Source organism: Rhizobium sp. BK619 (genome assembly GCF_014195245.1).
Taxonomy (GTDB): Bacteria; Pseudomonadota; Alphaproteobacteria; order Rhizobiales; family Rhizobiaceae; genus Rhizobium; species Rhizobium acidisoli.
In genome coordinates this window covers 193,400-207,238 of record NZ_JACIBH010000006.1, presented here as the reverse complement: position 1 = coordinate 207,238, position 13,839 = coordinate 193,400, and the positions used below count along the sequence as shown (strand labels likewise).

14 protein-coding genes are annotated in these 13,839 nt (G+C 62.4%); 3 read left to right on the top strand and 11 right to left on the bottom strand.

The window, feature by feature from the left end:
• Nucleotides 1-25: 25 nt before the first annotated feature.
• Nucleotides 26-370 carry a RidA family protein gene (locus FHX14_RS13330; RefSeq protein WP_184377422.1) on the top strand — a complete coding sequence of 115 codons (345 nt, stop codon included), beginning with the start codon at nucleotides 26-28 and terminating at the stop codon, nucleotides 368-370.
• Between the two features lie 31 nt (nucleotides 371-401).
• Nucleotides 402-1,415, top strand: coding sequence for a succinylglutamate desuccinylase/aspartoacylase family protein (locus FHX14_RS13325; RefSeq protein WP_184377421.1), 1,014 nt, complete (start codon nucleotides 402-404; stop codon nucleotides 1,413-1,415).
• On the opposite strand, the gene FHX14_RS13320 is transcribed toward FHX14_RS13325, so the two are convergent.
• The 9 genes from FHX14_RS13320 to FHX14_RS13280 form a co-directional block, all read right to left on the bottom strand.
• On the bottom strand, nucleotides 1,412-2,596 hold the full coding sequence (locus FHX14_RS13320) for a hypothetical protein (protein ID WP_184377420.1): 1,185 nt from the start codon (nucleotides 2,594-2,596) through the stop codon (nucleotides 1,412-1,414). The genes FHX14_RS13325 and FHX14_RS13320 overlap by 4 nt on opposite strands.
• Before the next feature lie 122 nt (nucleotides 2,597-2,718).
• Nucleotides 2,719-3,660: a sugar phosphate isomerase/epimerase gene (locus tag FHX14_RS13315; RefSeq protein WP_184377419.1), complete on the bottom strand. Its 942-nt coding sequence runs from the start codon at nucleotides 3,658-3,660 to the stop codon at nucleotides 2,719-2,721.
• Nucleotides 3,661-3,739: 79 nt separating this feature from the next.
• Nucleotides 3,740-4,912: a Gfo/Idh/MocA family oxidoreductase gene (locus FHX14_RS13310; protein ID WP_184377418.1), complete on the bottom strand. Its 1,173-nt coding sequence runs from the start codon at nucleotides 4,910-4,912 to the stop codon at nucleotides 3,740-3,742.
• A 31-nt stretch (nucleotides 4,913-4,943) separates the two neighbouring features.
• A complete protein-coding gene (locus FHX14_RS13305; protein ID WP_184377417.1) occupies nucleotides 4,944-5,969 on the bottom strand; it encodes a Gfo/Idh/MocA family oxidoreductase in 1,026 nt (341 codons plus the stop codon).
• Nucleotides 5,966-6,871 (bottom strand): sugar phosphate isomerase/epimerase, encoded by a 906-nt coding sequence (locus FHX14_RS13300; protein WP_184377416.1) that lies wholly within the window; start codon nucleotides 6,869-6,871, stop codon nucleotides 5,966-5,968. The genes FHX14_RS13305 and FHX14_RS13300 overlap by 4 nt, the downstream gene beginning before the upstream one ends.
• Before the next feature lie 108 nt (nucleotides 6,872-6,979).
• Entirely contained in the window at nucleotides 6,980-7,801 is an 822-nt protein-coding gene (locus FHX14_RS13295) for an ATP-binding cassette domain-containing protein (RefSeq protein WP_184377584.1), read from the bottom strand.
• 8 nt (nucleotides 7,802-7,809) lie between these two features.
• Nucleotides 7,810-8,808, bottom strand: a complete 999-nt coding sequence (locus FHX14_RS13290) for an ABC transporter permease (RefSeq protein WP_184377415.1) — start codon at nucleotides 8,806-8,808, stop codon at nucleotides 7,810-7,812.
• A gap of 10 nt (nucleotides 8,809-8,818) precedes the next feature.
• Nucleotides 8,819-9,865, bottom strand: coding sequence for an ABC transporter permease (locus tag FHX14_RS13285; protein ID WP_184377414.1), 1,047 nt, complete (start codon nucleotides 9,863-9,865; stop codon nucleotides 8,819-8,821).
• A gap of 107 nt (nucleotides 9,866-9,972) precedes the next feature.
• Nucleotides 9,973-10,947 (bottom strand): sugar ABC transporter substrate-binding protein, encoded by a 975-nt coding sequence (locus tag FHX14_RS13280; protein WP_164012995.1) that lies wholly within the window; start codon nucleotides 10,945-10,947, stop codon nucleotides 9,973-9,975.
• Nucleotides 10,948-11,106: 159 nt separating this feature from the next.
• Between FHX14_RS13280 and FHX14_RS13275 the strand changes: the two genes are divergently transcribed.
• Entirely contained in the window at nucleotides 11,107-12,141 is a 1,035-nt protein-coding gene (locus tag FHX14_RS13275) for a LacI family DNA-binding transcriptional regulator (RefSeq protein ID WP_184377413.1), read from the top strand.
• 80 nt (nucleotides 12,142-12,221) lie between these two features.
• Here the strand turns inward: FHX14_RS13275 and FHX14_RS13270 are convergent, their stop codons facing one another.
• Both FHX14_RS13270 and FHX14_RS13265 read right to left on the bottom strand, forming a co-directional pair.
• Nucleotides 12,222-12,896, bottom strand: coding sequence for a 4-carboxy-4-hydroxy-2-oxoadipate aldolase/oxaloacetate decarboxylase (locus FHX14_RS13270; RefSeq protein ID WP_184377412.1), 675 nt, complete (start codon nucleotides 12,894-12,896; stop codon nucleotides 12,222-12,224).
• Nucleotides 12,897-12,984: 88 nt separating this feature from the next.
• Nucleotides 12,985-13,821 carry an ABC transporter substrate-binding protein gene (locus FHX14_RS13265; RefSeq protein ID WP_184377411.1) on the bottom strand — a complete coding sequence of 279 codons (837 nt, stop codon included), beginning with the start codon at nucleotides 13,819-13,821 and terminating at the stop codon, nucleotides 12,985-12,987.
• Between the last annotated feature and the right edge of the window lie 18 nt (nucleotides 13,822-13,839).

The window sequence follows — 13,839 nt, the reverse complement described above, 5'->3', positions numbered from 1 at the left end:
AAAGAGCAAGAAAAGGAAAAGCTGCATGATCCAGCGTTACCAGAAGGGTTCGCGTATGAGCCAAGCCGTCAGTTATGGCGGCCTCGTCTATATTGCCGGCCAGGTCGCGGAAAATCGCAAGGCCGGCATCGAGGAGCAGACCCGCGACGTGCTCGGCAAGATCGACGCCCTTTTGAAGGAAGCCGGGACCGATCGCTCGCGTCTCCTCGCCGTCAATGTCTTCCTGCCCGCGATTACCGATTTCGAGGCGATGAACGGCGTCTATGACAGCTGGATCGATATCGAAAACCCGCCGGCCCGTGCCTGCACCGAAGCCCGCCTTGCCGATCCGGACCTGCGCGTCGAAATGACCGCGATCGCGGCGCTGTAACTGCGCGGCAACCGCCCGCACTGGAGAGATCATGCATAGCGGCCTCGTCAATCCGATCGACTTTTCGCGCCAGGGCCGGCAGGCCGGCCATCTCGCCATTCCCTATTCGATCGACCGTTCGCCCTATTATCAGATCCGCATTCCGATCCTTCGTCTCAGAAATGGTGAGGGGCCGTCTTTGCTGCTGATGGCCGGCAATCATGGCGACGAATATGAGGGCGAGTTACAGCTCGGCCGGCTGATGCGCCTGCTCGATGTCACTGACATAAGTGGCGCGGTCACCATCCTGCCGATGGCGAACCTGCCGGCGGTAATGGCCGCCAAACGCTGCTCGCCCTTCGACGGCGGCAACCTCAACCGGGCCTTTCCCGGCGATCCCATGGGCTCGCCGACGGCGCGTCTGGCGCATTTCCTCGAACACGAGCTCTTTCCGCGCCATGACGTCATGCTCGACCTGCATTCGGGCGGCACGTCGATGGCGCATCTGCCCTGCACGCTGATCGAGCGGCAGGCCGATGGCGCCCGCTTCGAGCGGTCGGTCTCGCTGATGCGGGCGATGGGCGCGCCGCATGCCTTCATCGCCGACAATGGGCCGGCGGCGCCGACATCGATGGGGGCTGCGGCGAGGGCCGGCATCATCGGTCTTTCCGGAGAGTTCGGCGGCGGCGGAACCGTGACGCCCGCGACGATGGCCTTCACGGCGGCGGCGATCGACCGGCTGCTTGTGGCGCTCGGCATTGTCGGGCGTCCGGTCCTTTCCCGCGCACCGCTCGCCGAGCCCGGGCCGTTGCAGCTTCTCTCGCTGTCCCGGCACAGCCAGGGCATCTATGCCGAGCGCAGGGGCTGGTTCGAGCCGGCCGCAGCCCTTAGCGCCACCGTTTCGGCCGGCGACCTCGCCGGATGCTATCACGATCTGGAACGGCTAGAGCAGCCGGAGGAAGAGCTGCGCTTTGCCGAGGACGGCATCGTCATTTCCCACCGGCTGCATTGCGACAGCCAGGCCGGCGATTGCCTGATCCAGGTCGCCGAACCGATTGCTGCTTAGAGGATCGCGCCGACCGCCGCCTTGACCCAGTCGAGACGTTTTGCCGGGATGAGGCCGTAATTGTAGAAGTTCACGCCATCGGCTCCGGCATCGACGGCGGCCTTGGCGCGGGCCGCCAGCACTGAGGCTTCACCGACCTCGGGATAGAAGATGCGCAGGCCGACGCCGAGGAATTTTTCCGATCCAAGGGCTGCCCGGCCGGTGCGGATGACATCGCCGATCGCATCCGGCTCCATGTCGTAGCAGCAGAGGATCGCCCCGTCGCAGAGCGTGCCGACGGCTGAGAGATCGACGCCGCCAAGCCAGCCGTCCTTCAAATCGATGAGCACGATGCGGGTTGCCGGATCGGCTGCCGCCTTGATCTCGCCGATCAGGCTAGTCACCGGTTCGCTGCGCCAGGCGAGATAGGCATAGAGATCGGGATGGTCGCGGAAGGCATCGATGCCGGCTGCCGGGAAATCCGGGAATTGCCGTTCCGGCACCGCCCGTTCGCAGAGTTCCGCAATGAAGCGCGCCACCGTCCGGCGCGCACCTTCGACCGGCACGCCGGCCTTTGCCGCGCGTGCCGTGCAATGGTCGCAGAAGCAGAGCGACAGCAGAAAATCGTCTTCCGGGTTAAGGCCGACCCCGTCTTTCTCGTGATGATATTCATGCGCGAAGCCCATGAAACTAGGGCTTTCCAACTCCACCATGTCGGGCCGATAGTTCGTGGTGATGTCGCGGACAAGGGTGACGGCATAGTCGCGCGCCGCCGGGCTGGAGGGGCAAAGATTGTAATAGTTGGGATTGCCGAAGGCGTTGCGCGTCACGTGGTCGGGATGCAGCATGCCGAGACGGCTATTGTGGAGGCAGACCGTCCAGCAGGAGACCTTGAGACCTGTCGTCTGCCGCTCCCTGACGAGCGCTTCGAGCATGTCGCCGCGCTCGCTCACATTCCCCGCCATCAGCGGCCGGATCAGCTTGTCCTGCCACAGGCTTTCATCAGGCCGAAAATAGACCGTCCCGTCCTCGGGGAAATAGGCCTTTTGCTGCGGGCTGCGCGGCTGCAGGAAGCGGCCGGCATGATAGGAGGTCGCCAGGCTGACCGTTGTCAGGCCTGCCCGGCCGGTAAGCTCGGCGGCAAAGACGCCGAGCCCCTGGTCCTGGATATCCCAGGGATAGGTCCACATGGAAAGATGCATGGCGCGCTCCCGTCGAATCTGTCCACTTTATAGAACATGTGTCCATAATAGTGTCCAGATCGATCTTGGAGCGCCGGCATGTGCAGGCGCACCGATTGCTCATCGTCGCCGGCGCCGTTCCATCATCGGCTGATCGTCGCCTGCAGCGCGTCGATGGAGGACTGGATGCCGGCGTCTGTGGACATGGTGAAATCCTCCATTTCGAGACTGACCCAGCCGTTGTAGCCGACCATGCGGACGACCGAGAAGAACTCCTTCCACCACTGCAGATCATGGCCGGCGCCGACGGCGACATAATTCCAGCTGCGGTTGGCGACGTCAGTGACGTCCTTGAGCTCGAGCAGGCCGTTGACGTCGGCAAGGCCCCGCTCGATGCGCGTATCCTTGCCGTGGCAATGATGGATCGCGCTTCCCAGCGCCCGCGCCGAAGCAATCGGGTCGGCGCCCTTCCAGAAGAGATGGCTGGGGTCGAGGTTCATGCCGACGGACGGGCCGACCTCGTTGCGCAGGCGGAACAGCGTTTCCGGGTTCCAGACCAGCATCGCCGAGAAGTTTTCGAGCGCATATCTCTCGACACCGACTTCCCGCGCGAGCTTGACCAGATCGTGCCAGAGCGGGAAGGCGCGATCCTCCCACTGGTAGCGGTCGCGCTCGGGCATTTCGTCAGGCCAGCTCTTGGTGTAGACGAGCCAGTTCGGCACGCTGTCGCCCGGCGCCGCTTCCGGCAGGCCGGACATCGTGACGATCGTCTTGACGCCGATCTCGCCGGCAAGACGGATCGTCTGCTCCATCTCTCTGCGGTGACGCTTGCCCATGTCGCCCGGATCGAGCGGGTTTGCCGAGCAATTCAGTGCGGCAATTTCCAGGCCGCGGGTTTCGATTTCCTTGAGCCTGGTTCTCAGCAGTCCCTTGTCTTCGAGCAATTCATCCGCGCGGAAATGCGGGGCGCGCGACCAGCCGCCGCCGGTCATCTCGATGCCTTCGACGCCGAGTTTGACGCATTTGTCGAGCATATCGGTGAAAGAAAGGTCGCCCATGACATCGGTGCAGATCGAAAGTTTCATCTCGTTATCTTTCTAAAAGAGAGGATGGGGGCGCACCTTTGGAGGAGGATGGAGGAGATCCGGCGCGCCCCCTGTTTGGTCACTTGAACGCGACCCAGGCCGCGCCCGCATCAGCCGAGCGGACGCAATTCTCAAGCCAGCGCACGCCTTCGGTGCCGGCCTCGATACCGGGATAATGATGGGTCTTGAGGAAGGCTTCATTGCCGCGCCGTTTTGCATCGATCGCCTGGGCGATCCAGAGATAGATGTTCGCCCAGCTGTCGCCGAGGCCCTCGGTGTGCAGCGCGCCCATGCGGTCGGCCGCCAGGCTTTCCTCTTCGAGATAGGGCATGCCGTGGTGCAGGGTGCGGTTCGGCTCGCCCTGCACTTCATAGATCAGCTGGTCGGGATGGGAATCGGACCATTCGATCGAGGCCTTGGAGCCGACGAAGCGATAGCGTTGCGAACCCATGTTGCCGGCATTGACCGACGACACCCAGAGACGGCCGCGGGCCCCGTTGTCGTAATGCATGAGAACGGTCGCATGGTCTTCGAGCGGCGCGCGGGTCGGAATGAAGGCCTTGCGGTCGCAGAGCAGCTTTTCGATCTTCAGATGCGGCAGCACCACTTCGGAGAGGTAGTAGAGGTGGGTGCCGATATCGCCGAGAACGAAGGTCGGGCCGGCGGTCTTTGGATTGGTGCGCCATTTCACCGCCTCGCCGGCGCCGACATCGTCGCCCGAATTGAAGCCGTGGCTATATTGCATGTCGACGATGCGGATCTCGCCGAGCATGCCCTTCTTGACCATCGCCGCCATCTGATGCACCAGCGGATGGCCGGTGAAGCCATAGGTGACGCCGACGATCAGGCCTTTTTCTTCGGCGAGCTTGGCGATCTCGTCGCATTCGGCGACGGTGAAGAACAGCGGCTTTTCGCAGATCACGTGCAGCCCGGCCTCCAGGCAGGCCTTGGTGATCTCGTAATGGGTGAAGTTCGGCGTGGCGATCGAGACCACCTCGACGCCGTCGTCCCGCCCGGCCTCCCTGGCGATCAGCTCCTTGTAGTCGCCATAGCAGCGGTCGGCGGCGACGCCGATCTTATTGCCGAAGTCGCGCCCGCGCTCGGCGTCGAGGTCGAAGGCCCCGCAGACGAGCCGGTAGGTGCCGTCCCGCTGGGCGCCGGTTCTGTGCTTGTAGCCCACCTGCCCGGTGCGGCCGCCGCCGACCATGCCCCAGCGTAAGGGGCGTTCGATGGATCTTTCTCCGTTGATCATCTGATCATTGCTCCTGAAATGGCCTGCCGTGTCATTCCGCCGCCATGGCGGACGGCGGTGCGTAAAGTTTGGGTTTCGGTATCATGTTGACCGGTTCGAGGCCGCCGCTGGTCACGGCTCGCAGAGCGGCATCGGCCACCAGCGTCGCCGCATATCCATCCCAGGTGGAAGGTCCGCCTGCCGTTCCTTGAGAGGCGGCGACGATCCATTCACGGAATTCCTGGTCGTAGGCCTCGATGAAGCGCTCGCGCCAATCCTCGGGGATCGCTTGGCGAATGCCGTTCGAATCCGAGATCACGGTCGCCGGGCGGTTTGGAAGCGCAGCGACACCCGCCTCGCAGCTGATTTCGCCGCGGATGTCATAGCCATAGGCGATGTTTACCGAGATCTCGACGTCAACCAGCGCGCCCGAGGCCATGTGCAGGAGGACGAAAACCGGATCGCGCAATTCGCCGCCGCGTGAGGACCGGCGCGGCACACGTACTTCGACCCCGGTGACTTCGTCGGACAGGAGCCAGCGGGAAATGTCCGCATCATGCACCAGCGTGTCAGTCAGCGGCATCTCCGAGGTATAGAGCCCCGCAGGAACCGAGGCGTTGCGATGCACGGAATGAAAGAGCAGCGGCGCTCCAAGTTTGCCGCCGTCGATGACGGCCTTCAGACGGCGATAATCGGCATCGAAACGGCGCATGAAGCCCACCTGCACGAGCCGCCGGCCGAAAGCGGCTTCCGCCTCCATGACGCGAAGTGCGGCCGCCTCGGAGGTCACGAGCGGCTTTTCACAGAAGACCGGCTTGCCGGCGGCAATTGCGGCGAGCAGCTGCTCCTCATGGGCCGGCCCCCAGGAGCAGATGATCACGGCCTGCACTTTTTCCGAAGAGATCAGCGCCGACGGGGTGGCGAAGACCTCCGCCCCCGCAGGGGCGGCAGCGGCGGCGCGGGCCTGGTCGATATCGGTAACGCCGACGATTTCGACACCGGAAACGACGTTCGTCAGGCGGCGGATATGATCCTGACCGATCATCCCTGTGCCGATGACACCAACCTGAAGGGTCATTTCGCCCCCCAATACTTATCGATGTAACGCTGGATTTCGGCACGCATGAAGGTGCCGCTGTGATCCGCCTTGTCCTCCCAGGCGAAGACGCAGGTGGTCATGATGCCGTCGAAGCCGATTTCGGCGAGCGTGCCGAAGAAGTCGTCCCACGGAACCTCGCCCTGGCCGATATTGAGGTGCTGGTGCACCCGGGCGTTGGTGCCGGGCGGATTGAGGATATAACGAAGGCCCGACGAAGCCTTGTGATTGAACGTGTCGCCGACGTGGACATGCGCCAGCACGTCCTTCGCCTCGCGCAGCATCGCCTTGGTATCGTCGCCGAAATAGAAGGTGTGCGGTGCGCAATAGAGGAACTTGACGCTTTTCGAATTGACGGTGCGGATGATGTCGAGCGCCGGCTGCAGCGTCTCGCACCAGTCTTCCGGATGCGGTTCGACATTGAGCTGAATGCCCTCGCGCTCAAGGATCGGCACCAGCGCCTCCATCGAGCGCCACCAGGCATCTTCGCAGGCCTCGATCATCGAGCCGGTGTGGCAGCAATAGCAGGATCCCCTGTCCGGATGCGGGCCGCGGCCGAACTCGGAATTCATCACGCTGACTTCCAGCTCGACGGCGATCTCGATGGCGCGTTTCCAGTGTTTGACGGCGGCCTGGCGTTCGGTCTCGTCGTTGGAGGCCCAACGGTACATCGGCAGCAGCGAGGCGATGCCGACATCGGCTTCCTTCAGTGCCTTCTTGAGCGTTTTGATGCGCTCGGGAAAGACACGTGGCGCTTTGAACCATTCGAGGAAATCTCCGCGCGGTGAGAGCTCGATCCAATCGTAGCCGACTTCCTTGACCTTCCCCGGCAACGCCTCGAGTGAGAGATGCCGATGCATGAACGGGTCGATTGCGATCTTCATTTTGACCTCCGGATTCCAGACATATTTTTCCTTCCCCGGCGGCGGTCTGTTCTGCCGCTGGTGGACGATGTGTGTTTTGTGCTGTGTCGTTTAGGGTGTCGTCAGCGGTTACTCGGCCGGCGACGAATGGTTCTCATGGCTGGCAATGTAAGTATCGATCTGAGCTTCGAGATCCGCCATGGTTTCTCCGCCGGCCATCAGGTCGGTAATCTCTTCGCGGGTCTTCTCGCCTCGGCGGAAATCGGCGGCGATCGCTCCGCGGATGAGCACGGCGAAGTGGTCACCCACCGCCATCGCATGCATGACCTGGTGGGTGATGAAGATCACCGCCAGACCTCGACGCTTCGCCTCGTTGACGATCCGCAGCACATGTGCGGCCTGCTTGACGCCGAGAGCGGCCGTCGGTTCGTCGAGGATCAGCACGCGCGCCCCGAAATGCACGGCCCGGGCAATGGCGAGCGACTGGCGTTCGCCGCCGGAAAGCCCGCCGACGAGACGGTCGCCATCGTCGATCCGGGTGATGCCGAAATCCTGCACCGCCTTGACGGCAATCTCGTTGGCCTTCCTGCGGTCATAGACCTTGAACGGACCCCAGCCCTTGGTTGGCTCGACGCCGACGAAGAAGGAGCGGCCGATCGACATCAGTGGAAATGTGCCGCCGAATTGATGCACCGCCGAGATGCCCTTTTCCTGCGCATCGCGCGGCCCGCTGAATTCGACCGGATTGCCATCCATCAGGATTGTGCCGCGCGTCGGTTTGTGGACACCCGCGAGCGTCTTGATCAGCGTCGATTTGCCGGCGCCGTTATCGCCGAGCAGGCAGAGCACCTCGCCGGCACTGACCTTGAGCGAGATGTCGTGCAGCACGTCGATCGGGCCGAAGCTCTTGTCGACATTTTGAAGTTCAAGGATCGGAATATTGTCGGACATATCGACGCTCACTTCCTTTTCTTCGGCACGAAGCTCAACGCCATCTGCCGGAAGGTGTTGTTCATCAGAACGGCGGCCATCAGCATCACACCGATAATCAGGTTGGACCAGTTGCGGTCGATGTTGGTGAAGTAGATGCCCTGGCTGACGACGGCGAAGGTCAGCGCGCCGAGAAAGATCCCGGCGACCGAACCGAAGCCGCCCGTGAGCAGCACGCCGCCCACCACGATCGAGACGACCGTATTGAAGATGTAATTCATGCCGCCCGAGACCTGCGCGGAATTGAACAGGATGGCGCCGCACATTCCGACGAAGGAGGCGGCCGTGCTCGACAGAACGAAGAGGACGATCCTCAGCCGGTCGGTCGGAATGCCGGCATTGCGGGCGCTGACCTCGTCTCCACCCATGGCGGCGATCCAGTTGCCGTAGCGCGTTGCGTGCAGCACGAAACCAAAGACCACCGTCAGCGCCAGCCACCAGAGGATGATCACCTGGAATTTGCCGTGGATGAGGTCGCCGAACACCGTCTTGGCCCAGGCCGGGGCATTGAGCGGAACCGAAGCGGCCCCCGTCAGGATGACGGATCCGGCAAGAACGAGCCCCTGCACCGCCACCAGCGTGCCGAGCGTGATGATCAGCGAGGGCACGCTGGTGCGCACCGCCAGGAGACCGTTGACCAGCCCGACGAGGACGCCGATGGCGAGCACGCCGAGCATGCCGATGACGATCGGCAGCTCGTAATAGCCCGAGAGAATGGCAATCGTCATCGAACCCGCCGGGATCATCGCGCCGATCGAGATATCGAGCTCGCCTGATATCATCAGCAGGCCGACAGGCAAGGCGACGATACCGAGATTGGCGGCGAAATTGACCCAGCTTGCCGCGCCGAAGAGCGTACCAAGGCTGACGCCCCCGAAGGCGACATAGAAGACGATCACCGCGATGAAGCTCAATACGGCACCGAATTCCGGGCGGCGTACAAAGTGTCCAATGGAAAAGCCGTTCATCTCCCCGCCCTCACTTCTTCTTTTTCGCGGCATAGGACATCGCCACCAGCCGGAATTTGTCGTTCATCATCACGGCGAGCAGCAGGAGCGCGCCGATGATGACGCTGCCGAGATTGGGGTCTATGCCGGTGAAATAGATGCCTTGATTGACGATCGCGAAGGTGAGCGTGCCGAAGACGATGCCTACCACCGATCCGGCGCCACCGGTCAGAAGCACGCCGCCGATGACCACGCACATGATCGAGTTGAAGATGAAGGATTGCCCGCCGAGCACCTGCGCGCTCTGGTAGACGAGCACCTGGCTGACGCCGACGAAGGCGGCGGAAAAACCCGACAGCATGTAGAGGGCGATGGTCAGCTTTTCCGTTGGAATGCCGGCGTTGCGGGCCGAGACCTTGTCGCCGCCGAGAGCGAAGATCCAGTTGCCGACCGGTGAGATGTGCAGCAGGCAGAAGAACGCCACCGCAAACAGGAGCCACCAGAAGATCGTCACCTGGAACATGCCGCCGATAAAATCGCCGAGGATCGCTTTGACGGCCGGGCTTGGCACCAGCGATACGCCGGTGCTGCCGGCGATCAGCACGGTGAAGCCCAGCGTCAGTCCCATGACGCCGAACATCGAGCCGATGGTGACGATCAAGGACGGGACGCGAGTGCGGTTGACGAGGTAACCGTTGAAGAAACCAACGATGAGCCCGACGCCCAGGCCGGCTGAAATCCCCACGATTTCGGGCAGGCCGTAATGGCCGGATATGATCGCTACCGTCAGGGATGATGCCGGGATCACCGCGCCGATCGAGAGGTCCATTTCGCCTGCGATCATCAGGAGCCCGATCGGCAGTGCGACGATGCCGATCTCGGCCGCGACGTTGAGCCAGCTTGCATAGCCCGCAGCCGACAGGAAGACCTTGCCGCCCAGCAGGGCGAAGAAGACGAACACCGCAATCAAGCCCAGCAACGATCCCGCTTCAGGGCGCCGGGAAAGCTGACCGATGGTCGCTTTGGCATGGCCGCCCGAGGGAAGCGAAGAGGCGAGCACATCGTTTCTCGCGTTCATTTGACACCACCAGTAAAGCCGCATGACCGAGCACGGCCGGCGCTTTTTGAAAGAATGGAAGCTGCCCGCGTGAGGGGCAGGCAGCTTCACGACGTTCGGCCGATCCCTTAGCGGGCGCCGGCCTTCACGCCAGCCAGGGTGGCGTCGACGTTCGAGGCGTCGATGACGCCGGGACCGGTGAGGATTTCCCGGGTCGGCACGGTGAGGCCGTAATTGACGTTGCCGTTCAGGATGGAGACGGCCAGATAGCCCTGCAGGTAACCCTGCTGGTCGATCGCGCAAAGCTGGCTGCCGCTCTTGATGTTATTCAGAACGGTTTCATCCATGTTCATGCCGCAGACCTTGACCTGTCCCTGCTTGCCGGCCTGAGTCACCCCGTTGACCGCCGAATTCGTATCGACGTTGCCGATCGCGAAGACTGCCTTGATCTCCGGATGCTGCAGAAGGTGCGCTTTGAGGGCCTGCGCCACGGCGGTCGCCGAACCGAATGACGTTGCCGGCAGCGGCAGCGACGAACCGGCGCCGCCACCTTCCGTCACGCCATCGGTCATGCCTTTGCAGAAGGCTTCGATGTTTGCCGCACCCGGCAGCGTGTTGAGGCAGACGGCATTCTTCAGGTCATGCTTGGCGAAATAAGTGCCCGCTGCCTTGCCGGAGAGATAGTCATTGGAGCCGACATAGTTCATCGCACCAAGGCGATCGGCAGCTTCGATGCCGCCGGCATTATAGATGACCAGCGGAATTTTCTTGTCGACGACCGCCTTGAAGGCAGGGTCCATGGCCTCCGGCACCCAGTCCGGGCCGACGATCGCATCGGCGCCCTGGTCGATGGCCTGACGGATCAGCTCGGCCGCATCGACACCAAGATTGTCGTAGTTCTGAGGCCCGAGCCAGACGACCTTGCCGCCCTGGGCTTCTGCGACCTTGCCGGCATCCTCGGCGCCACGCTTGACGATCGACCAGAACGGATCGTCCGGCTTGCCGCCCACAACGAAGATGTTGGCGGCCATAACGGCCGTGGCAGTGCAGGTCACGATGGCGGCAGCCGACACGGTTGCCGCGAGGCGGCGGAATTTAGTCATCTCAATTTCCTCCCTTGGTCCGCCTCCCTGGCCTGACCGTGAAGAGAAACATATCACCGCTTGAAATTCTCGAAATGTGAAATCATACTAAACATGCATAAAGTATCACAGAGTATCAGTCATAATGATACGAACGCTCTGACGATGGAGGGAATGATCATGCGGCGGCCGACCATCTCCGATCTTGCCAAGGAGGCAGATGTCTCCATTGCGACCGTCAATCGGATTCTGGCCGGTACCGCCTCCGTCAAAGGCACGACCGTGCAGCGCGTCCAGGCCGCCGCGGAGCGGATCGGCTTCTACGGCGCCGGCGCCATCGAAGATCGGCTGCGCAAGTCGGTGCCGAAATACCGGCTTGGCTTTCTGCTGCAGCAATCCAGCCGTGAGCTCTACCAGCTGTTCGGCAAGAAGATCGTCGAGGCGTGCCGCGCCAGGCGCGACGAAGTCATCGACCCGATGGTCGATTTCGTCGATCTCCTGACCCCGGAGAATATCGCCGGCCGGCTCAAGGCCCTCGGCGCAAACTGCGACGCCGTCGCCGTCGTTGCCGCCGATCACCCGGTGATCGCCCAGGCCATCCGTGAGCTGCACGAGAAGGGCAAGCCGGTCATCGCCTATATTACCGACCAATCCGCCCGGGAACGGGCCGCTTATGTCGGAGCCGACAATTGGAAAATGGGGCGGACGGCAGCCTGGCTGATCTCGAACATGACCCATGGACCGGGGCGGATTGCCGTCTTCATCGGCAACCATCGTTACCAGTGTCAGGATGTCTCCGATGCCAGCTTCCGCTCCTATGTGCGCGAACATGCGCCGCATCTGACCATCGAGGACAGCCGCCCCACGCATGAGGAGCCGAACGAGGCCTACCGGATGGTCAAGGAGCTCCTGGCGACGACGGATGACCTCACCGGTATCCTGATCGTCGGCGGCGGCATTTCCGGGGTGTTGCGGGCGCTAAGGGAGGTGCCTGCGGAGCGGCGCCGAAGCATCCGCCTCGTCTGCCGGGATATTGGCCCGGAGACGCGAAAGGGCTTGTCAGAGGGGATGATTACCGCGGCTCTCTGTCATCCGCTGGAACAGACGTCCACGGCGCTGGTCGAGACGATGATCGAAACGATCACGCAGGGCGCTTCGGGCGGTACGATCCAGCGCACCATTACCTTCGAAATCGTGACGCCCGAGAACATTTGAAATGCCGCGGTCGCGGGCGGCAAAGCCCGCGACCGGAAAAAAGCGGCGCGGGCTTAGCAAGAGGTCATCCGTGTATCGTCTCAGATGTCGACGACAAGGCCTTTGGCTTTCAGCACCGGTGCCAGATTGCTGACCTCGATGACCGATTTGCCCGCCTTGTAGGCGGCGATATAACCGGCTTCGGCATCTTCGCGAGCCTGCGACAGCCGGGCGGCTTCCTGGGCTTCCTGCCTGCGCACGACCACCAGCCCGTCGGCATCGCCGACGATGATGTCGCCGGGATTGATGGTTTCGCCGCCGACGATGATCGGGTCGTTCACCGCCGCAATGGTTTCTTTCACCGTGCCCTTGATGCAGACGCTGAGCGAAAAGACCGGGAAACCGAGTTCCCGTAGCTGCAGCGTGTCGCGCACGCCGGTATCGGTGACGAGACCGCCGATGCCCTTGGCAAGGCAGGCATTGGCAAGCACGTCGCCGAAGGAGCCGGCCTCTTCGTATTCGCCGGCGGAGACGACGATGATGTCGCCGGGCTTCGCATAATTGATGGCAAGCTGCAGCATGATGTTGTCGCGCGGCGCGCATTTGACCGTGAATGCCGGACCGCACAGTTTCATCCGGTGGTCGACGGGCTTGAGGCGGGAGGAAAGTGCGCCGCGGCGCCCCTGGGCTTCGTGGATGGTCGCGGGCGAAAATTTGGAAACGGCCTCGATGTCGGCTTTGCTGGGCCGTTCAGCGATGTCTTTTATATGAATCATGGGTGCCTCACATCGTTGGTAGACGGCGGGCAAATCCCGCCGTCTTATCTCGGTTGAATGTCTTCGGGAGGTTCCGAGACCGGTCGGTCTACGGGATCGGGTCGAATTTCAGCTGCGCGAGCGGCACGACTTTGTCGGTGCGGGTCATCTTGTACTCGGTGTTCGGGCCGAGCCACTTGTCCCAGATCTTGTTGATTTCACCGGACTCGTCGAGCTTGTGCAGGATCTCGTTGATCTTGGCGGTCAGCGCCGGCTGATCCTTGGCCATGCCGATGCCGATCGGCTGATAGAGCATCGGCTCCTCGATCATCCGCATTTCCTTGCCCTTGCTCTTCGATTCATTGACGAACTTGGTCGTCGTCATGGTGTTGGCGACCATGCCGCGGGCCTTGCCCTGCTGGACGGCGAGATAGGCTGAAGCAGTATCCTGGAAGGTCAGCGGGTCGGATTTGTTGAGCTTGATCGACATCTCAGATGTCGAGCCCTTGGTCGAAGCCAGGCGCTGGCCGGCGTAATCGGCCTTCTGCTTGCCGGCATCGTCGGCCGGCACGATCAGCATTTCCTTGGCAAGATAATAGGGATCGCTGAACTGGATCTGTTCGGCGCGGCTCAGCGTATAGGCAAGGTTGGCAACGGTGATGTCGACGCGGCCGAGCTTGACCTCGGGCACGCGCGCCTCGACCGAAACCGGCTTGATTTCAGCCTTGACGCCCAATTCCTTGGCGATGGCGCCGCAGAGATCGACGTCGAAACCGGCCATTTCGCGGGTCTTCGGATCCGGCGAAGCGAAGGGAGGAACGTCGGCGAAAGTCGCGCAGCGCAAGGTCTTTGCCGACATGATGGTGTCGAGCTGATCGGCTTTGGCGGGCAAGGCGGCTGCCATGCCGGCAAATGCGACGGTGAGGCTTAGGTATTTCCAGTTCATTGCTGTTCTCCTTTGTTT